Consider the following 23538-nt stretch of genomic DNA (forward strand, 5'->3'; position numbering starts at 1 on the left):
TCGATGCCCACGACCGGAGCACGGGTCGACCCCTACGTCAGCTTCAACTTCCTCGTGGAGCTCGACGGCATCATCCAGGCCAGCTTCCGCGAGTGCGGCGGCCTGGAGGCCACGACGGAGGTCATCGACTTCCGTCAGGGCGGCGACAACACCACCGTCTACAAACTGCCCGGCAAGACGACGTTCGGCGACATCATGCTCAAATGGGGGCTCACCGACTCCACCGAGCTGTGGACGTGGCGCCGCCAGGTCATCGACGGCCAGGTGCAGCGCAAGAACGGCTCGATCGTCGTGTACGACCTCGCCAACCGCACGGAGGTCGTCCGGTGGAACTTCGTCAACGCATGGCCGACGAAGTGGGAGGGCCCGGCGTTCAACGCCCAAGGCAACGAGGTCGCGGTGGAGTCGCTCGTGCTGGCGCACGAGGGCATTTCGAGGGCGTGACGCCGTGCTGAACGTCGAGCACGAGTTCGAGCTGCCCCAGGGCTACGTCGACGACGACGGCAACCTGCACCGCCACGGCGTGATGCGCCTGGCGACCGCGGCCGACGAGATCCTGCCCATGAAGGACCCGCGGGTGCAGGCCCTGCCCGCGTACCTCATCGTCATCCTGCTCGCCCGGGTGGTGCTGCGGCTCGGCACGATCACCCAGATCAATCCCGGCGTGATCGAGCGCCTCTTCGCCCGCGATCTGGACCACCTGCAGGAGATGTACAACCGGATCAACGGGCTGGCCCCGCCGGAGGTCGCCGTCATCTGCCCGCAGTGCCAGGCATCGTACCGGGCCGAGGTGCCGCCGCCGGGGGAATCGTCGGCTACCCCGTGGACCGGGTCTACCACGAGGTCGCCCTCCTCGGACAGCGTGTCCACTGGACCCACGGTGAGATCGTGAACCTCGACCACCGGGAGCGCCGCCGCTGGCTCGCGGCGGTGCAGTACACGCAGGACGGATCGTGAGCGGGCCGCCCCGGCGCACGAGGCCGACGGGCGCCGGCGAGGTGAGCCCGTGAACATCCCCGATGCGGATACCCCCGAGCCGACCACCCTCGGGCAGCGCCTCGACGTCACGGCCCGCGCCACGCTGGCCCGCCGCGACGCAGTCGCCCGACGGCTCGCCGCGCGGGAGCGGCCCGCCCGCCGTTGGGACGCCCCCGCGGACCGGCGGCTGCGCGTCGAGGCCGACGTGCCGCCCGCCTGGGACGACGCGCCGGCCCGGCTCGGCGACCCGGCCTCCCCGGCATCGTCGGGAGGGCCCACGGCGGGCCCGGTCCCGACGGCGACCGCTCGCGCGCCCATGCCGCGCGCCGCCGCCCCCACGCCGTTCGCCCCGCCGATCCCGGACCCGGTCGCGGCCGCGTCGGGCACCCCCTCGGTGGTGTTCCCCCCGGACCTGGCCGGGCAGCTGGCGCCGCTGGTCGGTCCGGGCCTGGAGCGGGTCGCGGTGCACGACGGCGACGCCGACCCGGCCGCGGACGCTGCCGCCCGGGCGCACGGGGCCGCGGCGCTGACCGTCGGCCAGCAGATCTTCCTGCGGCAGGGCCGGTTCCGGCCGCGCACCCCGCAGGGCCGCGCGCTGCTCGCGCACGAGGCGATGCACGCCGCCGAGGCGACGCGGCCGGGGACGGCCTGGCGGCGCGCCACGGCGAGCGGGCGGGCGGGGGAGGAGCGGGCGGCGTCCGCAGTCGCTGCCACGATCGCCGACCGGGACCGCACCGGCAGCGCCTCCGCCGCCGTGCCGCCCGCGCCGCCGCCGTCCCCCGACGCCCCGGCGCCGGTCCCCGCGCCCCGCGGCGACGGGCCGATCCCGCCGCCGGCCGGCCTCCCGGCGCCGCTCGCGCCCGCTCCCGCGACGAACGGCGACGTTGCCGCCCACCCCGCCGCCCACCCCGCCGCCGAGGACGCGGCCGAGCCCGTGGTCCGTGCCCGGCGGCTGCTTGTGGGCCGCGGCGACCCGCGGCGGCCCGCGCCTCCCGCGGGCGTCGCGTCCCCGCCGGTCGGCGGCCGCGCGTGGCCGACCTCGACGGCCGACCAGCGCCGGTCCACGCCGGCTGCCTTCCCGAACGGCACGTCCGCGACGACGGCCGTCGGGCACCGGTCCCCTGCGGACGGGGCCCCGGGGCACGCCGGCGCCCTCCCCGCACCGAGCGTCCCCGCGGCCGCGGCCCCCGCCCCGGCCACCTCGGCCGCCGCGACGCCGATGGCGGCCCCCGCGGACCGGCCCGCCGAGGGGCCCGCGCCGTCACCGCCCGCCGCACCGGCGGGCGACTCAGCAGCGGCGGCGCTCCGCGCGCTGATGCGCCGGGTCCGCACCGACCGCGAACGGGGGGCGTGATGACCACCCCGGTGATTGCGGCGGCCTTCCGGGCGATCCGCGCCGCCGTCCGCGAGCCCGCCCCCCGCGCCCGGGCCCAGGTCACCAGCGCCGTCATCGTGGACACCCGTTCCGGTGACCGGGTGCCGGTGATGTTCAACCCCGAGGAGTACACGCTCGACCAGGGCAACGAGATCAGCGAGATCGGGATCCCGGGCCTCGCGACCTCCCCGGTGCAGTACGTCCGCGGCCGCGCCCGGACGCTGCGCATGGAGCTGTTCTACGACACCTACGAGCAGCGGGCCGACGTGCGCGCGCACACCGGCCGGATCATCCGGCTGCTCGACCCGGACCCCGTGACCCACACCCCGCCGGTGCTGCTGTTCCTGATGGGCACGTTCTCCTTCCAGTGCGTGCTGCTGGAGGCCAACCAGCAGGTCACGATGTTCCTGCCGGACGGCACCCCGGTGCGGGCGCGGCTGTCGGTGCGCTTCCAGGAGTTCGTCCGGGTGGAGGTCGAGGTCCGCTCCGGCCTGTTCGTCGGCCCGCCCGCACTGCACCAGGTCACCACGCGCGACACCCTCCCGAACCTGGCCGCCACCTTCCTCAACGACCCGCGCCGCTGGCGCGAGGTCGCCGAGGCCAACGACATCGACGACCCCCTCGCCCTGCTCCCCGGCGCGACGCTGGTGATGCCCCGGGACCGGCGCGACCGATGACCACCGCCTTCTTCGCCCCCCGGGCCCGCATCGACATCAGCGGCGTCACGCTCGCCGCCGACGTCAGCCGGCACGTGCTGTCGGTGCGCTACGACAACGACGTCGAGCTCGCCGACATGTTCACGATCGTGCTCGACAACGCCGGCAACCGGTTCACCGACTCGCCGCTGTTCGCGCCCGGCAAGGACGTCGAGCTGCACATGGGCTACGGCGACGACCTGCACCCGATGATGCTCGGCGAGATCGCCGCGATCGAGCCGTCGTTCCCGCAGTCCGGCGCGCAGACGATCACCGTGTCCGGCTACGACCGGTCGCAGCGGCTGCGCCACAGCGTCCCCGACCGGCCCGCGTTCCTGTTCACCAACGACAGCCTCATGGCCACCCAGGTCGCCCTCGAGGCGGGGCTGATCCCGATCGTGGACCCGAGCCCGTTTCCGCCGGAGGAGGCCCTGCCGCGGACCGCGCCCGACATGACGATCCTCAAGGAGCGCGCCTACGCCAACTACTTCGAGGTCTTCGTCCGCTGGGACAAGCTGTTCTTCCGGTTCCCCCGGCCCCAGACGGAGATGGTCGAGCTCGAATGGGGCCGCAACCTCTCGTCGTTCTCCCCGCGGCTGTCTTACGCGGGACTGGCCGGCGTCCAGATCGTCCGCGGATACAACGCCGACCTCGCGCAGAACATCGTCGGGGTGATGGCGGCCGCCACGCTGGACCTCGACGACGTCCTCGAGCGGCTCGGCGAGGCCGGCATCGCGACGCTCGCCCGGCTGGGCGCCCGCACGATCAGCACCGGCAAGGTGACCTCGCCGATCGACGCGCTCGCGCTGGCGAAGGCGATGCTGCAGCAGATCCTCGACGGGATGTACGAGGCGAGCGGGTCGTGCATCGGGCTGCCCGCGCTGCTCGCCGGCCAGTTCATCGAGGTCAGCGGGGTGGGTAAGCGGTTCAGCGGGCGCTACCGGCTCAGCCGCGTCAGCCACACCCTCGACGCGTCGGGCTACCGCACGGACTTCGACGTCACCCAGCGCGCCGAGGCCAGCGTGCTCGGCCTGCTGCGCAAGGCGACGTTCGACACCCCCTCGCCGCACAAGCGCGAGCCCATCCACGGGGTGGTAGTCGGCACGGTGCGGGCCGTCGACCCGATCCTCTACAAGCTCTGGGTCAACCTCCCGAACACGCCGCCGACCGACCAGGTGAAGGTGTCGTGCGCGACGTTCATGGCCGGCGACGGCCGTGGCGCCTACTTCCTGCCCGAGATCGGCGACCAGGTCCTGCTCGCCTTCGTCGACGGCGAGATCACGCGGGGCTACGCGCTGGGCTGCCTGTGGCGGGCGGGCCCGAAGCCGGCGCAGCTGCCCGGGGTGCAGCGCCTGCGGAGCAGGGCCGGCCACACGATCACCCTCGACGACAACCAGCGCACCATCGCCGTCGAGCACCCCGGCGGCGCGGCGATCACGATGGCGGCCGACGGCTCGGTCAAGGTCACCGCCGGCCTCACCGGCGGCGACCTCACGTTCGAGGCCCCGGCGGGCGACATCGCGTTCACGTCGCTCGCCGGCACCGTGAACCTGCAGGCGGCGAAGGACGTGACCGTGGGCGCGACGGGCAGGGTCACCGTCACGGCCGGCACGGACGTCACCGTCGGCGCCAGCGGTGGCGGGGTGTCCGTGACGGCCGGCAAGGACCTGACGCTGACCGCGACGGCGGGCCAGGCCACGGTGAACGCGAAGACCGGGATCGCGCTGAACGCGGGAGGGTCCAAGGTCACCGTCACCACCGCGCAGATGGACGTGACGGGGGTGAGCCCCTGATGCCCGCCACCCCCGTCCTCACCGCGGCGAGCACCCTCACGTGCGGGCACCCGGGCCCCGGGAAGATCACGATCACCCCTGCGTCGACGCGGCTGACCGTCGGCGGAGTGGGCGTGCTCACCGCCGCCGGGGTCGCGACGATCGCCGGCTGCGCGCAGCCGAGCGCGGCCAGCCCGCCGACGGCGCCGTGCCCGCCGCCCGTCGCGGTGTCCGGCGGATCCGCGTCTCGGCTGTTCGTGGACGGTGTGCCGGTGCTGCTGGCGTCGACGTTCGCGGCGGCGACCACGGGCGTGCCGCCGGCTGTGAGGCCGATGCCGGTGTCGCCGCCGGTGCCCCCACCCGTGCCGATCGACGTGGACGCCGGGCAGACCCGACTGCAGGCGGAGTGACGCGATGCTCGGGGACTTCTACGGCCGCGGCGCGGCGCACCCGCTCACCCTCACGCCCATCGGCGGCGTGGCGGAGGCCGCGGGCGTGGCGCTGGTCGAGCAGTCGATCCGCATGATCCTGCGTACCCAGCACGGCGAGCGGGTCATGCGCCCGGATTTCGGCGCGAACCTGCGCAGCCTCGCCTTCTCGGCCAACACCCCCGCCACGGCCAACCTCGCTCGCCACCTCGTGGAGTCCGCGCTGGCCCGGTGGGAGCCGCGGATCGAGGTGCTCGACGTCGACGTGCGCAACGTCGTCGCCGACGCGACGCTCCTCGTCGTCGTGACCTACCGGCTGGTCGGCACGGCCGACGTGCGCAGCCTGCTCCAGCCCGTCCCGCTAGAGGGGCCGTCATGACCGGGCCGGTGCCGCGCCTCGACAACGTGCTCCCGCCGGAGCGGTCCGAGCGCGGCCGGATCCTTGCCCCCGACCTGGACGACCGCCGCTGGCAGGACCTCGTCGACGAGGCCACCGCGCTGATCGACCGCTTCGCGCCGCAGTGGAAGGACCGCAACCCCAGCGACATCGGGATCACGCTGATCGAGCTTTTCGCGTGGCTGGTCGAGAGCCTGATCTACCGGCTGAACCGGGTGCCCGAGAAGCACTACGTCGCCTTCCTGAACCTGCTCGGCGTCACCCGCGCACCGCAGCGGCCGGCGTGGACGCTGCTGACGTTCTCCCGCACCGGCGCGCCGGTGACCCTCCCGGCCGGCACCGCCGCCCAGACCGGGGCCACGGCGACCACTGGCACCGCGGCCGACGCACCCGTCATCTTCGCGACAGAAACGGCGCTGACCGTCGTCGCCGCCCGCCGGATCGGGGTGGTGCGGACCGACGTCGTCGCCGGCGCGGCCCACTCCGACGCCTCCGCCCGGTTCGCCGGACCGGAGCCCGCGCACCTCGACCTGAAGCTCGTCGAGGACACGGGAGCGCAGGTCACCCTCGCCCTGGCCACGGACGACCCGCCGCCGGCCACGCTCGACCTCTACGTCGAGCCGTTCCGCGGGCTCGAGGGCCGGCAGCCGGGGGAGCGGGTCGAGTGGGTGTACTCGTCGTCCGGCCTGGTGGATCCCGAGCAGCCGTTCGACCGCCTGACGGACTGGGGCGGCTGGACCGCCTTCGACATGCTCGACGACGGCACCGCGGGCCTGACCCGGCCCGGCGTGGTGCGGCTGGCGGTGCGCGCGGAGGAGGAGTGGGAGCGCCGGGACCCCGCGCCGGGCGTCGTGCTGCCCGCCGACCCGGAACGCCCCGACCCGCGTGCCCCGCGCTGGGTCGGGGTGCGGGTGGGCTACGACCCGGAACCGCTGCCCGCCCCACCCGCGGGGACGCCGCCGGCGGCCCCGCGCTTCCTGCGGCTGCGCCTTAATCGGCTCGACCCGAACACCGCCCCCGCAGCAACGGTAGGCGCAGTCGTCGACGAGCGGCTCGAGCCGGTCGCCGGGGCCACCCCGGGCGCGCTGCCGGTCGGCCGGCTGGCCCGGTGGCCGGTGCACGCCGTGCCGGGCGCCGACCGGCCCTACGACCACGTCCGGATCACCGTTGCGGGGCGGCCCTGGAGCAGGGTCGAGTACCTTGCCGCCGGCTTCGAGCGCTCCTACCTGCTCGACCCGGTCACCGGGGAGGTCGTCCTCGGCGACCCGGCGCCCGGCGACGTCCCGCTCCCCGACGCCGAGATCCTGGCGTCCTACCGGCATGTCGCCACCGGCGCCCGTGGCAACGTGCCGGCCGGAACCGTGCTCGTGCCGACCCGCGACGTCGGGTGCGGGGTGACCAACCCGGTGCCCGGCCGCCACGGCGTGGACGAGGAGCCGATCGAGGAGGCCAAGCGGCGCGCGCCTGCGGTGCTGCGGCAGCGCGGCCGGGCGGTCACGGCGGAGGACTACGAGGCCGTCGCCCGAGCCGCCGCCCCCGGCATCGCCATCGTCCGCGCCCTCCCGCCGCGCCTGCGCGAGCGTGACGAGCCGGGCGGCAAGGAGGGCGACCCGTGGACGTACGCGAACCTGCAGCGCGCCCCGGGCGTGGTCAACGTGATCGTCGTGCCCGACCTCGGGCCCGACGACCCCCGCCCCCGGCCGTCGCTGGCGCTGGTGCAGCAGGTCCTCGCGGCGCTCGACCGCAGCCGTTCGCTCGCCACCGCCGTGCACATCAGCGGCCCGAAGTACATCTCGATCCGAGTGCACGCCACGGTGGAGGTCTTCCCAACGGCCAGAGCGCAGGGTCTCGTCGCCGACGAGAAGGCCGAACAGGACCGGATCGAGCGGGCGATCCGCGAGTACCTGCACCCGGTGCACGGCCGCGGCGGACGCGGCTGGGAGATCGGCCAGAGCGTCTTCATCAGCGACCTCTACCAGGCCGTCCGCCCGCCGGAGTCCGTCGGGTTCCTCACCTCCCTGGTGCTCGCGCCCGAGCGGCTGTTTTACGTCTCCGGCACTGTCTTCGAGAAGCAGCGGCCCATCGGCGACATCATCGGTGACCGCCCCAGCAGGAACCAGGTGCGTGTCGTCGACTACGAGCTGGTCTGCGCGGGACGGGTGACGGTCGGGCCGACCGGCCAGGTGCCCCCGCCGTGAGCGTCGGTGACGACCGGCGCAGCGGCTACCTGCGCTACCTCCCCGAGGTCCTGGCCTTGGGCGGTGAGGGCATCTCAGTCGAGGTCCTGCTGCGGATCGCCGAGACGATCCTCGACCGCCGCGGCGGGGGGCTCGAGCACACCGTCGACGGGGTGACCCACACCCATGACGGCATCGAGGCCGTCCTCGACCGGCTGCCCCTGCTGTTCGACCCCTACCGGATGCCCGCCGGCTTCCTGCCGTGGCTGGCCGGCTGGGTGGGCACCGAGCTATCCCCGGTGTGGGACGACCACCAGCGGCGGCGGGCGGTCGCCACCGCGGTGCCCGCCCTGGATGGGCAGGGGACGTTCGAGGGACTGCTCCGCAGCCTGGAGCACTACGCCGTCTCGGCCGCCCGTCCGCGGATCGCCCTGGACGACGGGTCACGGATCCTGTTCTGCACGCCGACACCGGGCCGGCTCGCCCCGCTCCACACGCTGCTCGCCCACGGACCGTTCCTGCGCCGCGGCCCGGCGGCGCCCCTGGACGACGACGATCCCGCCGACGACGGTCCTGCCGACGACGATCCCGCCGACGAGCTGTTCCGCGACGACCTCCCCGACGAGGGCCGTGTCGCCCCCGTGTCGGACACGGGACCCGTCGAGGTGGTGTACCCGGGGCTCACCGATCCCGGCTGCCTCGCCGCGACGCCGGACGGCGATCTCCTGCTCGGCGAGAGCGCCATCGCCCCGGGCACGGTGCGCGGGCTGTGGCGGGTCTCCCGCACCGGGGCCTACGTCGACACCGAGGGGGCGCCGCCGACGCCGCGGCCCCTCGGTCGTCCGCGTCCGACCGCCGAGGAACCGAGACCAGAGGCGCCGCTTAAGGGTGCGCGCGCCCTCGTGGTCGAGGTGGAGGGCAACGGGTGGCATGCCTTCGTCCTCGACGTCGACGCCCTATACCGGCTCTCCTCGGGCACCCCCGAGACCCTCACCCAGCTGGCGACGCGGGCGGCCCTCGGCCTCGCGAGCACCGGGCTCTCGCCGCTGGAGTCCGACGAGATGATCGTCGACGCCCCGGCCCGGCTCCTCGTCGTCGACCGCGACGCCCTCGTCGCCGTGAACGCCGACGCGCCCGCGACCGAGGCGTTCCGTCACCCGTTCCGGACCGAGGGCCTCGTGCCCGGCCCTCTCGTCGCGCTCGGCGACCACCTCGTCGTCGTCGACCTCCGCTCCCGGGACCCGCAGTCCACCGACGCCCGCCCGGCCGACCTCGTCCTCGTCGACCGCGGCGACGACCCTGCCGACCCGGACACCTGGACCGAGCGCCGGCTCCTTGCGACGCTGCCGGCGGAGGCGAACCCGCTGGTGACGCCGGTCGCCCTCACCGTGGACGGCCCGGACTCCCTGCTCGTGCTCGACCTCGGCCTGCGTCCGCGGACCGCGCGGGAGGCGGACCCGTTCGTCAAGGCGCGGGCCGAGCCGGCGTCGGTGTACCGGGTGCGGCTGACCGGCACCGCCGACGCGGCGACGCTCGCGGTGGCCGGGATCGAGGAGGTCACCGCGCCGGGCCGGCTGAACAGGCCCACCGGCATGGTCGTCCTCGACGGCACGGTCTACGTCAGCGACCCCGGGCAGGCCGTCGATCGGGACGACGCCTCGATCGTCCGCAACCGGCCGGGATTCCTCGGGGTCTCGGTGCACTTCTCCCGGCAGCGCCCGACCGACCCCGACACGGCGCTCACCCGGCGTCGGATCGCCCACGACGTGGCGTCGATCATCGACCACCACAAGCCGGCCTCCGTGGTGGCCGCCCGACCGCAGGCATCGACCGACACGTGAGTCAGGAGCAACCAGATGGATGACCTCCGCGCGAGGATCGCCGAGCGGCTGGCCGCGCTGGCGCGGGAGACTGCGCTCGGGCAGGAGCGGCTGCGGGCCCTGGAGGACGAGGCCGCGGAACTGCGGGCCACCCTGCTGCGCATCGCGGGCGCGACCCAGGTGCTGCGCGAGGTCCTGGACGCCGACGGGTGCGCCGACGTGGTGGCGATGACCCCCGCCGCGACCCCCGCCGCCGGCCCGGTCCGGGCCGGGTGACCGTCGTGGAACCGCTGACGCGGATCGACTACCGCGACCCGGCCACCCACGACCCCCGGCTCACGCAGACGACGATGCCGGACAGCCTGGTCGACTACGAGAAGTACCTGCGCCCCTGGACGCGCGCCCACCTCTCCGCGCTGCACGCACGCGGGGTCGCGAGCGGCCTGGAGGTGCGCGCGACCCCGGGGGCGACGGGGGTACGCGTCCGGCCGGGCGTCGCCGTCACCGCCACCGGCGACCACGTGGTGCTGGCCGCGACTCCCGGCCGGGCCGTCGTCGGCGGGACCCGGGTCCCGGTCCCCGAGACCGGCGTCACGGTGCCGACGACGGGCCTCAACGGTGACCACGTCCTCCGGGTGTCGCCGAAGGAGACCTTCGAGGTGCGCGTTATCGAGGGCGGCGAGCGGCAGGTCCAAGACCACACCCCGGAGCTGACGCTACGGCCGGCCGGCGGGGCTCCCACCGGTCCGGACGAGGTCGTGCTGGCCCGCGTGACCCTCGCCGGCGGGACGGTCACCGCGCTGGACGTGGGGGAGCGCGTACCGTCCGCCGGGACGACGAGGGTGCCGCGGTCGCAGGTGGGGCCCAGCGGTTCCGACCTGGCCGTCACCGACGACGCCGCGGCCACGCTGCGCCACGTCGCGGGCAGCGGGCTCACCCTCACCGCGGGCGGCCGGTTCACGGTCGAGGCCGAGGCGTTCGCGCTGACCGGCCCGTCGGGCACCATGACGCTCGCCCCGGGCCGGCTCGGCTTCGCGGGCTCGGTCGAGGTCGCGAACGGGCTCGCGGTCAAGGGCGGCGCCCTCGACGCCCAGCAGGGACTGCGCGTCACCGGGGGCACGGTCACGGCCGCCGCGATCGGCCCGACCGACACCACGGCGGGCCTGCGGCTCACCGGGCCGCTGACGCTCGACGGGGCGGTCACCGTCACCGGCGGCGCGCTCACCCTCAACGACGTCACCCCGACCGCCGGGCAGCTGACGGTGTCGAAGGGGCTGCGGGTCACCGGGGGGAGCCTCGACGCCCAGCAGGGGGCGCAGGTCACAGGCGCGCTGTCGGTCTCCGGCGACCTGAAGGCGGAGCGGGTCGCGCCGGCCGGGGCGCAGCTGGAGGTGACGAAGGGGCTGCGGGTCGGCGGGGGCGTCGTCGAGGCCCAGAAGGGGCTGACGGTCACCGGGGCGCTCACCGTCAACGGCGGTGCGCTCACCGTCAACGAGATCACCTCGACGGCCGCGCAGGTGACGGTGTCGAAGGGCGTTGCGGTCACCGGGGGCCTGCTCGATGCGCAGAAGGGTCTGCGGGTGGTGGGCGACCTGGCCGTGGACAAGATCACGCCGGCCGGGGCGCAGCTGGAGGTGGCGAAGGGGCTGCGGGTCGGCGGGGGCGTCGTCGAGGCCCAGAAGGGGCTGACGGTCACCGGGGCGCTCACCGTCAACGGCGGTGCGCTCACCGTCAACGAGATCACCCCGACGGCCGCGCAGGTGACGGTGTCGAAGGGCGTTGCGGTCACCGGGGGCCTGCTCGATGCGCAGAAGGGTCTGCGGGTGGTGGGCGACCTGGCCGTGGACCAGATCACGCCGGCCGGGACGCAGCTCGAGGTGACCAAGGGTTTCAAGGTCTCCGGGGGGAACCTCACCGTGGACCAGGACGTCAAGGCCCGCACCGTCGAGGTGAACGCCGAGCTGCGGACCACGAGCAGCGGCGGGAACATCTTCACGATGTCGTCGCGAACCGACGGCCGGTGGCGGCTGTCCGGGGTGACGGGGGCCGGGGCGGTCGACCGGATCGTCGTCGCCGCCGACGGCAAGGTCGGGATCGGCCCGGCCGCCCCCAACTTCGCCCTCGACGTGCAGGGCGTGGTGTGCGCGCAGTCGTACTGCAACCCGTCGGACGCCCGGCTCAAGAGCGACGTCGCGCCGCTGCACGACGTCCTGGGTCGGCTCGCGACCGTGCGCGGGGTGCGGTTCCGCTCCACCCTCGACGGCGACGACCGGACGCGGGTCGGCGTCGTCGCGCAGGAGGTCGAGACGGGGTTCCCCGAGCTCGTCGTCAGCGCCGGCCCGGACGACATGAAGGCGGTCGACTACGGCGGCTTCGTGGGCGTGCTCGTCGCGGCCGTGCACGAGCTGGACGCGCGCAACGCCGACCTCGCCCGGCGGCTCGCCGTCCTCGAAGACGAGGCTGCCGAGGGCGACGGGTGAGTGATGGACGAGCTCCGGCGCGGGCGACCGTGAGGGCCTGCCATGACGATGATCGACGACGAGTTCGACCTCGACCTGCGGCCCCGGCGGACGGGGACGGGCCCGGTCGAGGCCGGGCTCCTGGCCGAGTTCGACCTGGACGTGCGGCTCGGTGTGCTCACAACCGCCGGGCGCCCGCCGGCGGACGACGCGACCGAGCCCCTCGGCGTCCCGACCCGGGGCCTGCCCGGGCAGACGTGCGACACCCGCAACGACACCTGCTTCCGGACCTGCGACGACCTGCGCGACACCTGCGCGTTCTCGTGCGCCGGCACCTGTCCCGACGACACCTGTCCGACCTGGCCGACCCGCCCGCCCGCCTTCCCGTGCTGAGCCACCGGGGGACACGAGAGCCGAGCCGATGACCGACCCGAGACCGGGTGGGACCGCCCGCCGCTCGGAGGCGACGCCGTGACTGTCGTCGACGAGGAGTTCGACCTCGACCTGCGCCTGCTGCGCACCAGGGGCCCGGCGCTGCGTCCGGTCGACGTGGCGCTGCTGGCCGAGTTCGACCTGGACGTGCGGCTCGGGGAGCTCACCCGCGGCCGGTGGCGGATGCCGGTGGACGCCGCGACGGACCCCATCGGCGTCCCGACCCGGGGTCTACACGGGCAGACCTGCGACACCCAGAACGACACCTGCCCGCAGACCTGCGGGAACAAGGACACTTGCCCGAACACTGACTGCCACACCTGCCCGCCCACCTGTGGGGACCAGAACACGTGCCCGCCCACCTGTGGGGACCAGAACACGTGCCCGCCCACCTGCGGGGACCAGAACACCTGTCCGCCCACCTGCGGGGACCAGAACACCTGTCCGCCCACCTGCGGGGACCAGTTCACCTGTCCGCCCACCTGCGGGGACCAGTTCACCTGCCCACCGACCTGTGGGAACCAGTTCACCTGCCCGGACGCCGAGTGCTTCAGCGGCGACGACTTCACCTGCGGGGCCGACGACACCTGTCCGCCCACGCAGTGCAACACCTGCGAGGGCAACACCTGTCCCGTCGACACGTGCAACACCTGCGACGGCCAGAACACCTGCCCCTTCGCGGTGTGCACCGACTCCTGCTTCGTCGGGTGCACCGACTCGTGTGTGCACTGCCCGAGCGATCCCGACTTCATCAGCTGCCTTCCGGGGTCGTGTTGAGCCGCGACAGCGCGGGGGACGCCGCCCGGGATGTCGCCGGTCGGATCGCCGCCGAGCGCTGCCTCGAGGCGGCGATCGAGGCGTCGACGCGCCAGAGCACCGCGGAGTACGTCCGGTGGCGCCCGCACACCGTCGCGGGCGGCTATGCGGGGACGGCGATCCTGTTCGGCGCCGCCGACGCCCGGTGGCCCGGCGAGGGCTGGGACCGCGCCGGCCACCGGCACCTGGCCGCGGCCGTGGCCGCGACGGAGACCCAGCCTCACGTCAACCCGTCGCTCTACACCGGGCTCGCCGGGATCGGCTTCGCCGCACAGGTGCTGGCCGGGGGCCGAGACCGCTACCGGCGGCTGCTCACCGCGGTCGACGCGGAGCTGATCGGGCAGGTCGACGAGATCGTCGACCGCCTCGAGGTCACGAGCGGCACGTCGGTCGGCGCGTTCGACGCCATCTCCGGGCTAAGCGGTATCGGGGCATACCTGCTCACCCGCCGCGACGAGCCGGCGGCCCGCGCCGTTCTGGAACGCCTGCTCTCCGCGCTGGGCCGGCTGCTCCGTGACGAGGGCGTGCCCCGCCGGTGGCACACCCCGCACCGGTTCCTGAGCCCGTCGATGCAGCGGATGAACCCGCACGGCAACCTCAACTGCGGGTTGGCCCACGGCGTGCCCGGCCCGATCGCTCTGCTCGCGATCGCGCAGCGGGAGGGCGTGACAGCCCCGCACGCGACGGAGGGCCTGCGGGTCGCCACCCGCTGGCTCGTCGACCAGCGGACGGACGGGGTCGACGGCCCGGACTGGCCGACCACCGTCGGCCTGGACCGCGCCGGCGGCGCCGTCCCGCCGCCCGCGTCGACCCACCGGCCCAGCCGGGCGACGTGGTGCTACGGGACGCCGGGCGTGGTGCGCGCGCTGTGGCTGGCCGGGACGGCCCTCGACGACCCGGCGACGTGCACGCTGTCCGTCGACACGATGCGCGCGGTCGTCGCGCGGCCCGCCCCCGAACGCCTGATCACGACGCCCACGTTCTGCCACGGGACCGCCGGGCTGTTGCAGATCGTCACCGGCTTCGCGCGCGACACCGGTCATCCCGAGCTGGTCGCGGCCGCGGCGGGCCTTGCCGCCGAGCTCGCCGGTCAGCGCGACCCGGCGGCCGCGCTCGGCTACCGGGACGTCGAGGCGAGCGGGGCGGCGGTCGACCACCCCACCCTGCTCGACGGGGCCGCGGGCGTGGCGCTGGCGCTGCTCGGTGCCACCGCGCCGGACCGTGAGCGCGATCCCGGACGGCCGCCGTGGGAGCGGCTGTTCCTGCTGGGGTGAGGACGACGGGAGCGGGGGCGATGACCGACACGGCACACCGGACGGGTGGTAGCTGGTACGAGCCGGTGGACGGCGTCGTGGTCCGGGCGCCGCTGCTGCCGGTGGAGCGCTACCTCGCCATCGGCGGAAGCGGTGCGGACAGCGGAGGCGCAGCGCCCGCAGACGACCCGCTCGTGCGGCTGGCCGTGCAGGTCGCGAGCGACTCGCTGGCCGGGGAGCTGGACCGCAACCGCAGCGGGCGCGACGGTGCCCGCTCCACCGCCGCCCTGCTGCGGTACCTCATCCGCTCCTCGACCCGCCCGACGCCCTACGGCATGTTCGCGGGCGTCGCGCTGGGCGCGTGGGGCGCGACCACCGACGTCCGGATCGCCGGTGGCCCGCGCCCGGTGCGCGCCCGGCCCGACATGGGCTGGCTGACCGGTGTCGTCCTCGACCTGGAGGATCTCATCCGGCCCCGGCTCGGCCTGGTCGCCAACACCTGTGCGTTCGAGCGCGACGGCCGGGTGCACCTGTCTGATCGGACGGCGGGCGGCGGGGCCAACGGCCCGGACGTCTCGGTGCGTGCCACCGGGGTGGTCCGGCGCGCGCTCGCGGCCACCCGGACCGCGCGCCCCTACCAGGACCTCGTCACTCACCTGCTCGACACCACGCCCGGGGCCACCATTGGCATGGTTCGCGGGCTGGTCGACGAGCTGTGCCGGCAGGACCTGCTGATCTCCGATCTCCGCCCGCCCATGACGGGTCACCCGATCGACCATGTGCTCGCTCGGCTGGCCGCGACCAGCGAGGCAAACCACCTCGTCGCGCAGCTCGACGAGGTGGTCCGGCTGACCCGGGCCGTCGACCTCGCGGCGGGCGGGGCCGTGTCGGACGGGGCCGTGTCGGACGGGGCCGTGTCGGACGGGGTCGTGTCGGACGGGGCCACAGCCGGACGGGACGCCGTCGCCGCCTTCCGGGCCCGGCTCGCGGCGGTGGCCGCGGAGACCGGGCGGCTGGCCGCGTCGGTGCGGGAGGGCGCCGTCGGCCGCCGGCCGGACCGGCGCTCCGCGGTCGCCGACGTCCTGCAGGTCGACTCCGTGCTCCCGCTGGCCGCCGGCAAGGTCGCTGCGACCGTCGCGGCCGACGCGGCCCGCGCCGCGGACCTGCTGTGCCGCCTGCACCCCGCGCCGGGCGGCCCCCGCCACCTCGGCGCCTACCGGACCGCCTTCCTTCAGCGCTATGGCCCAGACCGGCGCGTGCCGCTGCTGGAGCTGCTCGACCCCCGCTTCGGGCTCGGCCCGCACGACGCGTCCGGCGGCGCGCACGGGCAGGGCCGGGGCCACGCCGGGCACGCGGGTCACGCCGGGCACCCCGGGCACTCGGTCCCGCCCGAGCCGGACCGGCGGGCGGCCGCGCGCCGTGCCGAGCGGCTGTGGGAGTTGGCTACCCGTCGTCCCGTGAACACGACGGACGCTGCCGGCGAGGCCGGCGAGGTCGTGCTCACCGACGACGACCTCGCGGCGCTGTCACTGTGGACGCCGGACCCGCGGTCGCTGCCGGTGTCGGTCGAGCTGAGCGTCTTCGTCGTCGCGGAGTCCGCCGAGGCCGTCGACCGCGGGGAGCACCTCGTGGTGGTCGGCCCGAACCTGGGCGCCCACGAGGCCGGCCGCGGGCTGGGCCGCTTCGCGGACCTCCTCGGCCGCTCGGCCGCCGACCTGCTGACCGAGATCGGCGAGCGGGAGCAGCGGCTGCGGGCGGGCGTGCCCGCCGCGGAGCTGGTCTACCTGCCGCGCCACCACCGTTCGGCAAACGTCGTCGTCCGCGGGGCCGTGCGCGGGTTGGAGATCCCGGTCGGGGTGAGCCCCGGCGTGCCGCCCGACCGCGTCGTCGCCCCGGACGAGCTGTCCGTCGGCGTGCGGGACGGCCGGCTGCGGGTCTACCGGGACCGCACCGGCGAGGAGATCGCGGTGACCGCGGGCCACATGCTCAACCCCCGGGCCGCCCCGGACGTCTGCCGGTTCCTGCACGACGTCAGTGGGGACGGCGTGACGGGGCTCGCCCCTTTCGAGTGGGGCGCCGCCAACGCCCTGCCCGTCCTGCCGCGGGTCCGCCACGGCCGGATCGTCCTGCGGCCCGCGCGCTGGCGGTTCGGCCGCGACCAGGCGGCCGAGGCGCTGCCGGTCGGCGACGCGGCCGGGTTCGCGGCGGCGCTGCCGCGGTGGCGGGAGCGCTGGGGGTTGCCGCGCCGGGTCTACCTGGCCTCCGGTGACAACCGGCTCCTGCTCGACCTCGACGACCGCGACCAGGCCGACCTGCTGCGCACCACCCTGCGCGGACGGGGGCCGGAGCTCGTCCTGCAGGAGGCGTTGCCCGCGCCGGAGCACGCCTGGGTGCCCGGGCCCGGCGGGCGGTACGTGAGCGAGCTCGTGGTGCCGATGGTGCGCCGGGTCCCGGACCGCCCGCCGCGGACGGCCTCCGTGGCCATGCCGCCCGCGGAGGCCGCGCCGTCCGTCCGGCCCACCGACGACGACCGGCTGCGTCCGCCGGGCAGCGACTGGCTCTACCTCACCCTGACGGGCCCGGTCGGCCGGCAGGACGAAATCGTCGCCGGACCCCTGCGGGAGCTGACCGACGACCTGGTGGCCCGCGGGCACGTCGACGGCTGGTTCTTCCTGCGCTACCGCGACCCCGACCACCACCTGCGCCTGCGGCTGCACGGCGACCCAGCGACGCTGCGGGCGGCCGTGCTCCCGGTGGTGGTGTCCGCGACCGCCGACCTGATCGCGGCGGGCGAGCTGCAGCGCGCCGGCCTGGAGACCTACGACCGGGAGGTGGAGCGGTACGGCGGACCGGCGACGATCGCGCTGGCCGAGGCCGTGTTCGGCGCCGACAGCCACGCCGTCGCCCGCCTGCTGGGTACCGCGGCCGCCCGCGAACCCCGGCTGCCGCTCACCGCCGCGAGCGTGGACGCCCTGCTCGCCGCGCTCGGCCTCGACGAGGGGCAGCGCCTGTCCTGGTACAGCGGCCACGCCCCGCCGCCGAAGGAGTCGGCCGCGGCGCACCGCCGGCACGGCACCCGGATCGAGGAGCTGCTGCACGGAACACCGGGCGGCGCGGTGGACGACGGCGGGGTCGACGGGGTGGACGAGGAGGTGCGCGCGATCCTGGACGAGCGGACGGCCGCGGTGGCGCCGTCGGCCGCGGAGCTGGCACGCCGCCACGCCGACGGGTCGGGGCACCTGCCGGTCACCACGCTGGCCCGCAGCTTCGTGCACATGACCTGCAACCGGCTCGGCCTCGACCAGGGTGACGAGCGGATCCTGCTGGGCCTGCTGCGCCGCAACCTCCACTCCCGCCGCGCGCGGGTCCGGTAGCCCGGCCGGCGTGACGGCACGGTGACGCAGCCCGGTCATCCTTGAGCCGTGGCGAGGTCGGGCGCCCGGGCGCAGCCGGTCGCGCACAGCGCTGCGCCGCCGCGGCGGCGCCCCCCGGCCGGGCGCTCCGCCCCGGACGCGGTCTCGTCCCTGCAGGCCGATGCCGGGAACCGGGCAGTCGACGACCACCTCCAGGGCGTCGCGCCACCGGCGAAGCCGCCCATATCACCGGCGAAGCCGCCCACGCCGCCGGCGAAGCCGTCTGCGCCGACGCCCGGGGCGACTTCGGCCGCGCCGTCGAACCTGCGGGCCTTCCGCGTCGCGACGGACCGGGTGCTGGACGCCGACGAGCTGCTGTTCGCGTTCGTCAAGCAGTGCTACCACCTCACCGACGACGCCGAGATCGCCCGCCGGATCCGGGAGGGGGTGTGGCGGTGGGACGTCCTGCCACCGCCGGTCACGGACGCGGACGTGGCGCGCGGATACGTCCGGGTGTTCGTGGACCCCGCGCGGTTGCCCACGATCGATGTCGCCCCGCCTCCCGCCCTCGGCGCGGCGCCGTCCATCGAGCCGGCGACCGACGCAGCTCCGGCCGAGGACGTCCTGGCGACGGTGCTCCCACGCCGCCCGCAGAGCCCGCTCGACCCGGTGCGGACGGCGGTGAAGCGCGAGCTCGGCACGGCGGAGGGCGTCGCGCTGGAGGCGGCGAACATCGTCGACACGATTGCCTGGGCCGTCGAGGGGATCATGGAGGAGCCGACCCCCTACGGGGCCGCGCGCCGCGCGGTGCCCCCGGCCGGGGCCGCCGACGCCGGGCCGACCAGCGGGTGGGAGGGCGTCGACGGGACGGGTCCGGCGGTCGGCGACGCGGCCCAGCCGGCCGACGCCGCACCGTCCCCGGCGTACGCCCCCGTCACCGACGCCGCCGCCCGCGCCGTGACCGGCTGGGCCGACGCGATCGAGCAATTCCTCGACACCACCGTCTTCGTCGGGATGGCCCCGGAGACGGGCCTGCTCACCGACCGGGAGATCGCGCAGCTGGAGACGGCGATCGCCGTGCAGCTCGGCCTCGCCTTCGTGGGCGTGGAGGAGGTCCAGCTCGCGCTGCGCGCGGTGGCCGTCGTCGGGATCCTCAAGCAGGTCCTCCCGGAGATCGACCGCCACCCGGACGACTTCTCCACGCGCGCCGAGTTCTGGAGGGGCGTGGCGCAGGGCGTGGTGTTCCTGCTCGGCCTGAACGGCGCCTCGGCCGCGCGCAAGATCGTCACGATGGTGATCGACCTCGGGGTGCACCTGTGGGGCACCGGCGCGGCGGTCCAGAAGCTGCGTGCCGACTACGCGACGGTGCACGGCCCGAACCGCGAGGCGGTGCTCGCGCACGACCTGCACGAAGTGCTCACACTCGTCGCCGGCGCCGTCATCGCGGCGATCACCCACGGCCACGGCCTGCGCGGGGCCAAGGCTCCCAAGGCCGGCGCCCCGCAGCCGGCCCCGGAGACGCCGGCCGGGCCGAAGCCGGTGACGCCGGAGGTGCCGGCTGCCCCGAAGGCGGTGACCTCGGAGGTGTCGACTGCCCCGAAGGCGGTGACCTCGGAGGTGTCGACTGCCCCGAAGGCGGTGACCTCGGAGGTGTCGACTGCCCCGAAGGCGGTGACCCCGGAGGCGCCGGCCGCGCCGAAGTCGGTCGCCCCCACGGCATCGCCCGCCCCAAAGGCTCCGGCCGCACCGTCTGCACTTCAGGCCGCGGCGCTGGAAGGTCCACGGGAGCCGCCCACACCGAAGCCCGTCAAGCCGAAGCCCCCGAAGTCCCCCAAGCCGAAGTCCCCCAAGCCGCCCGAGACGGGGCCGACGGAGCCGTCGACGTACGAGTCCGACGCCCTGGCCGCCGCGCTGACGGCCGAGCTGGCGGACGTCCCCGAGGGCACCGGACCGGTCACCGGGCAGCAGTTGGGGTCACGGGATCCCGGCCCCCTGCCGAAGCGACCGCCACCCAAGGCCGTCGACCCCGAGACGGCGCAGCGCAGCGCCGAGGCCGAGCAGCGGATGGCCACGCGACGCCGGCAGGACGCAGTGACGGCCCTCGCCGACGACCCCGCGCTGCAGGAGGCCGTGCGGTCGTCGACCCCGTCGACCGGCGGCCGGTCCGTGCTGGCCGACCTTGCCGCCGACCACCCCGCACGACTCCGCGAACTCTGGGCCGACTGGCGAGCCAAAACGGCCGAACGAGCGAGCAAGGGCAGGCCACCGGGCTCGTTCGAGGAGTACGTGCGGTTGCGGATGGACAGCAACGACAAGCCCGAGCTCGGCGAGTACACCGACGCTTTCGCCAGGGGGCAGCGCGAGATCATGATCACGGCGCCCAGCGGGGCCAACCGCTCCGGCATCGACCTCGTCGCCTACGACAAGGTGACCGACCGCATCAAGCTCCTCGACGACAAGGAGTACGCCGCGCCGGTGGGGGAGGTCCCCGCGCTGCAGGAGAACCTCGTGAAGCGGAACCCGGGGAGGAAGGACCCGCGCAGCAACCTCGACCGGGCCGTCGACGACGCCCGGCGGGCGGCGGCCGTGCCCGGCGCGCCGCCGGAGATCGGCCAGGTCGTCGTGCCCCGCATCGAGGCGGCACGCACCGCGGTCGACGACCACGTCGCGGCCTGGCGGGCCGGCCACCCCGACGGCGACCTGGCGGACCCGGCGCTGCAGGCCGAGATCGGGACCATCCTGGCGCAGCACGGTGTCTACCGCGTCGTGACCACATCGCTCCGCCAGGACCCGGCGCGGATCACCGGGGGCCTGCGCGGGCAGGGGTTCACGACCGAGTAGGGCCGGGGCGAGGATCCGGCACGGCGGTCTCCCGCGGACGGAGGACGACACGGTGACCAGGACGCGGCATCATCGCCCCGTGACCAGGTCGGGCGTGCGGGGGCGGGCGGTCGTCGATGACCCTGTGCGGCGGCGGGAGTTATGCCCGTCGCCCGTCGCGTCCCCGGTGGACGCGATGCTGTCCCTGCAGGGGCACGCCGGCAACCGGGCGGTGGACGAGTACCTCCGTGGCAGCGCCGGCCGTCCGCTCGACACCACGACGCGCACGGAGATGGAGGCGCTGTTCGGGCGCGACTTCGGCGGCGTCCGCGTGCACGACGGGCCGGCCGCGGAGCAGGCCGCCGACCGCGTGGGCGCGGTGGGCTACACGGTCGGCCGCCACGTCGTGCTGGGTCGGCCGTCGGGGAATGACGGGCGGGCCCTGCTGGCCCACGAGCTCGCCCACGTCGCCCAGCAGGGGCCCTCGACGCCCGACGGCGCGCGGGCGGGCAAGGTGTCCCGGGACGCGGCAGGGGAACAGGAGGCGCACCGGGCCGCGGAGACGGTGGCCCGCGGCGGCGCGGTCAGCATCGGCGCGACGCTGGCACCCGGCGTCGTCGCACGGCAGGCCAAGCCGGCCCCGGCCGGTGCGGTGCGGTTCAGCGCAGAGAAGGAGGCGCTGACGCAGGACCAGATCGCGGCGATCTGGAGGCAGTCGGCCAACCTGGACGACTTCAAGCTCCGCCTGCTGGGCCCCGTCTCCGACGAGACGCTCGTGGCCTTCCTGAACCGCAAGATGTTTGTCCCCCCGGGCACGGCCACCGAGCAGGAAGCCCCCTACCCGGGGCCGTCGGCCGGCCCGTACACCGGGCCGCCGATCGTCGGGCGGATCATCTACTTCACCCACCCCGACGGCGGCACCGTCGCGAAGTACGTGCGGGGCACCGCGGCGGAGCTGGACGAGCTCCAGGCGCAGGCGAACGCCGAGGCCGGGCGCATGATGGCCGAGGGTCTCGCCACCGCCGCCGCTGGCCTGCCCGCCGGCGGGGTGCGCTCCACCAAGGGCATGAGCGGCTCCACTGCGCCCGCCGCCACGGTGGTCCGCAAGGCCCCGCCGCCACCGCCGGCGAAGGCCCCGCCCGTGAAGGGTCCGCCGACGGTCGCGAAGACCACCCCGACCCCCGCGGCCGGCAGCGGTCAGTACGTCACCACCACCGGCAGTGGTGAGATCCAGCTCGACACCGGGACGACCCAGCGGCCGCTGCCTCCGGCCAAGGTCACGCCCCCGCCGCCCCCACCCGCGAAGGCCCCGCCCGCCAAGATCCCGGCCACGACGACCCCCGCCACCGGCACGGCCACGAAGCCCCGGCCGCCGGGAACACCCGGCAATGTCAGCGAGCACGAGCTGCGGGAGCCCGACACGCGGGCCCGCTACTACCCGAACGCGGAGCCGGGCGAGTTCAAGCAGCCCGGCGCCGACGCGGTCGACGGAGGCATCGTGACGCGCACGACGGGGCCGAACGCGTTGACCGTCGTGACGGGGGGCACCTGGGTCCAGTACAAGCGCCTCAAGCACGAAGGCCGCGGGACCTGGACAGAACGGGTCACAGGCAACGTCGCCGACGCCATGAAGAAGTTCTACGACCCCGTCCGCAACCGGGAGTCCGCGTCGAAGAAATGGAAGCAGCCCGACGGCACCACCAAGCAGGCGGTGTTCCAGAATCCCGCTCGCCTCTTGCTCCACGTCGAAGTACCCGGCCTGAGCTCGTTCGCGTCTCAGGAGCGGGCGGACCTCCAGGCCGCCGCGGACCACGAGCTCAAGCTCTGGTGCGACGCCAAGGGCACGTACGAGGGCCTACCGGTCAGCGTCGTCGTGGTGGAGGCCCCGTAGCCGTGCGAGCACCCCGTCGTGCGACCCGCGCTGCCCACCCCGACCCGACACCCCGCCGACCGGCCACACTGGCGTGCCCCGACCACACGGCGATCTGAACCCTGCAGGGCGTGGTCAGCAACCACGCCATCGGCCGCGCGGGAACGGGTGCCGGTCATCAAGGCCGCCCAGGGTGTGGTCGAGACCGACCGGCTGTGGCGCAACATGCTGTCGAGCCAGCCGTTGGCGTTCAGCAGCGTCGGCGAGCTCCGCACCCATCCGAAGGCGGCGCTCGCGGTACTGTCCGATCTGTCCGGACGGGAGTTGGTCGACTTCGACCGCGTCGACGCCGGCGGCGGACCATACGTGCTCGATGGTGTGCATGCCGAGTGGGCGCCTCCCCGCGCCGAGCACACCGGGGACCGGAGCGGGTTCGACATTGCGGCGGTAGTGCGGGCCGTCGATGGTCGACGGGTGTTGATCACGCTTGAGGTGAAGTGCACCGACTCGTTCTCCCGAGCGAGGCTCGACCCGAACCGCTACCTCGACGCGGACGGCGGCGACACGACACCTTGAAAGCTGGATCGACGATTGTGCGGAGATCGTCTTCGCAGTGGACACAGTCTGGAACGAGGTCGGCGACAGTTGGGGACGCCCGCCGCTAGCTGCCTTCTTGGGACCAACGTGGGACCACACGTCATGGTCGACGGGCCGCGACCTGCGCGGACGAGTGCACCGCGTGCCGGTGACTCGTCGCGGGTGCTGCCCGTTAGACCACGAGTGGACGTGGCCGACGAGGACGGCCCCAGCGAGCGCGACTTCGTGGCCTGGCGATCGCGATACGGGCGTGTGCTACCACCGCCAGAGTCCTCATCAACCCCTTGCCCCCCCGC

The 23538-nt window shown here is 75.1% G+C and carries 18 protein-coding genes; all 18 read left to right on the top strand.

Annotated features, from left to right (window positions below):
* Positions 1–3 precede the first annotated feature (3 nt).
* Positions 4–444 carry a phage tail protein gene (locus tag RM445_RS26815; protein WP_311559644.1) on the top strand — a complete coding sequence of 147 codons (441 nt, stop codon included), beginning with the start codon at positions 4–6 and terminating at the stop codon, positions 442–444.
* Between the two features lie 4 nt (positions 445–448).
* Complete coding sequence (locus RM445_RS26820) at positions 449–892, top strand: hypothetical protein (RefSeq protein WP_311559645.1); 444 nt, start codon at positions 449–451, stop codon at positions 890–892.
* 114 nt (positions 893–1006) lie between these two features.
* Positions 1007–2332 carry an eCIS core domain-containing protein gene (locus tag RM445_RS26825; RefSeq protein WP_311559646.1) on the top strand — a complete coding sequence of 442 codons (1326 nt, stop codon included), beginning with the start codon at positions 1007–1009 and terminating at the stop codon, positions 2330–2332.
* Positions 2332–3030, top strand: a complete 699-nt coding sequence (locus RM445_RS26830; RefSeq protein ID WP_311559647.1) for a CIS tube protein — start codon at positions 2332–2334, stop codon at positions 3028–3030. The genes RM445_RS26825 and RM445_RS26830 overlap by 1 nt, the downstream gene beginning before the upstream one ends.
* Positions 3027–4841, top strand: a complete 1815-nt coding sequence (locus tag RM445_RS26835; protein ID WP_311559648.1) for a phage baseplate assembly protein V — start codon at positions 3027–3029, stop codon at positions 4839–4841. The genes RM445_RS26830 and RM445_RS26835 overlap by 4 nt, the downstream gene beginning before the upstream one ends.
* On the top strand, positions 4841–5230 hold the full coding sequence (locus RM445_RS26840; protein WP_311559649.1) for a hypothetical protein: 390 nt from the start codon (positions 4841–4843) through the stop codon (positions 5228–5230). Before RM445_RS26835 ends, RM445_RS26840 begins: the two co-directional genes overlap by 1 nt.
* A 4-nt stretch (positions 5231–5234) precedes the next feature.
* Positions 5235–5627, top strand: coding sequence for a GPW/gp25 family protein (locus RM445_RS26845; RefSeq protein WP_311559650.1), 393 nt, complete (start codon positions 5235–5237; stop codon positions 5625–5627).
* The gene (locus RM445_RS26850; RefSeq protein ID WP_311559651.1) at positions 5624–7843 is read left to right on the top strand and encodes a baseplate J/gp47 family protein; all 2220 of its coding nucleotides are present in this window, start codon (positions 5624–5626) and stop codon (positions 7841–7843) included. Before RM445_RS26845 ends, RM445_RS26850 begins: the two co-directional genes overlap by 4 nt.
* Complete coding sequence (locus RM445_RS26855; RefSeq protein ID WP_311559652.1) at positions 7840–9663, top strand: phage tail protein; 1824 nt, start codon at positions 7840–7842, stop codon at positions 9661–9663. The genes RM445_RS26850 and RM445_RS26855 overlap by 4 nt, the downstream gene beginning before the upstream one ends.
* Positions 9664–9678: 15 nt before the next feature.
* Positions 9679–9918 (top strand): hypothetical protein, encoded by a 240-nt coding sequence (locus RM445_RS26860; RefSeq protein ID WP_311559653.1) that lies wholly within the window; start codon positions 9679–9681, stop codon positions 9916–9918.
* A gap of 5 nt (positions 9919–9923) precedes the next feature.
* On the top strand, positions 9924–12122 hold the full coding sequence (locus RM445_RS26865) for a tail fiber domain-containing protein (RefSeq protein ID WP_311559654.1): 2199 nt from the start codon (positions 9924–9926) through the stop codon (positions 12120–12122).
* Between the two features lie 42 nt (positions 12123–12164).
* Entirely contained in the window at positions 12165–12494 is a 330-nt protein-coding gene (locus RM445_RS26870; protein WP_311559655.1) for a hypothetical protein, read from the top strand.
* A gap of 78 nt (positions 12495–12572) precedes the next feature.
* Positions 12573–13310 (top strand): hypothetical protein, encoded by a 738-nt coding sequence (locus RM445_RS26875; RefSeq protein WP_311559656.1) that lies wholly within the window; start codon positions 12573–12575, stop codon positions 13308–13310.
* Entirely contained in the window at positions 13304–14623 is a 1320-nt protein-coding gene (locus RM445_RS26880; protein ID WP_311559657.1) for a lanthionine synthetase C family protein, read from the top strand. Before RM445_RS26875 ends, RM445_RS26880 begins: the two co-directional genes overlap by 7 nt.
* A gap of 20 nt (positions 14624–14643) precedes the next feature.
* A complete protein-coding gene (locus RM445_RS26885; RefSeq protein WP_311559658.1) occupies positions 14644–17976 on the top strand; it encodes a lantibiotic dehydratase in 3333 nt (1110 codons plus the stop codon).
* A gap of 48 nt (positions 17977–18024) precedes the next feature.
* Positions 18025–20796: a hypothetical protein gene (locus RM445_RS26890; RefSeq protein WP_311559659.1), complete on the top strand. Its 2772-nt coding sequence runs from the start codon at positions 18025–18027 to the stop codon at positions 20794–20796.
* 79 nt (positions 20797–20875) lie between these two features.
* Positions 20876–22666, top strand: a complete 1791-nt coding sequence (locus RM445_RS26895; RefSeq protein WP_311559660.1) for an eCIS core domain-containing protein — start codon at positions 20876–20878, stop codon at positions 22664–22666.
* Positions 22667–22684: 18 nt separating this feature from the next.
* Positions 22685–23221 carry a hypothetical protein gene (locus tag RM445_RS26900; protein ID WP_397469407.1) on the top strand — a complete coding sequence of 179 codons (537 nt, stop codon included), beginning with the start codon at positions 22685–22687 and terminating at the stop codon, positions 23219–23221.
* The last annotated feature ends 317 nt before the right edge of the window (positions 23222–23538 follow it).

The organism is Pseudonocardia charpentierae (assembly GCF_031845345.1).
Taxonomy (GTDB): Bacteria; Actinomycetota; Actinomycetes; order Mycobacteriales; family Pseudonocardiaceae; genus Pseudonocardia; species Pseudonocardia charpentierae.

What these genes read in the sequence shown, in the direction of transcription:
- RM445_RS26870 (WP_311559655.1), top strand. Translation starts at nt 12,165, where the DNA reads ATGACGATGATCGACGACGAGTTCGACCTCGACCTGCGGCCCCGGCGG.
- RM445_RS26830 (WP_311559647.1), top strand. Translation starts at nt 2,332, where the DNA reads ATGACCACCCCGGTGATTGCGGCGGCCTTCCGGGCGATCCGCGCCGCC.
- RM445_RS26815 (WP_311559644.1), top strand. Translation starts at nt 4, where the DNA reads ATGCCCACGACCGGAGCACGGGTCGACCCCTACGTCAGCTTCAACTTC.
- RM445_RS26860 (WP_311559653.1), top strand. Translation starts at nt 9,679, where the DNA reads ATGGATGACCTCCGCGCGAGGATCGCCGAGCGGCTGGCCGCGCTGGCG.
- RM445_RS26845 (WP_311559650.1), top strand. Translation starts at nt 5,235, where the DNA reads ATGCTCGGGGACTTCTACGGCCGCGGCGCGGCGCACCCGCTCACCCTC.
- RM445_RS26885 (WP_311559658.1), top strand. Translation starts at nt 14,644, where the DNA reads ATGACCGACACGGCACACCGGACGGGTGGTAGCTGGTACGAGCCGGTG.
- RM445_RS26835 (WP_311559648.1), top strand. Translation starts at nt 3,027, where the DNA reads ATGACCACCGCCTTCTTCGCCCCCCGGGCCCGCATCGACATCAGCGGC.
- RM445_RS26850 (WP_311559651.1), top strand. Translation starts at nt 5,624, where the DNA reads ATGACCGGGCCGGTGCCGCGCCTCGACAACGTGCTCCCGCCGGAGCGG.
- RM445_RS26840 (WP_311559649.1), top strand. Translation starts at nt 4,841, where the DNA reads ATGCCCGCCACCCCCGTCCTCACCGCGGCGAGCACCCTCACGTGCGGG.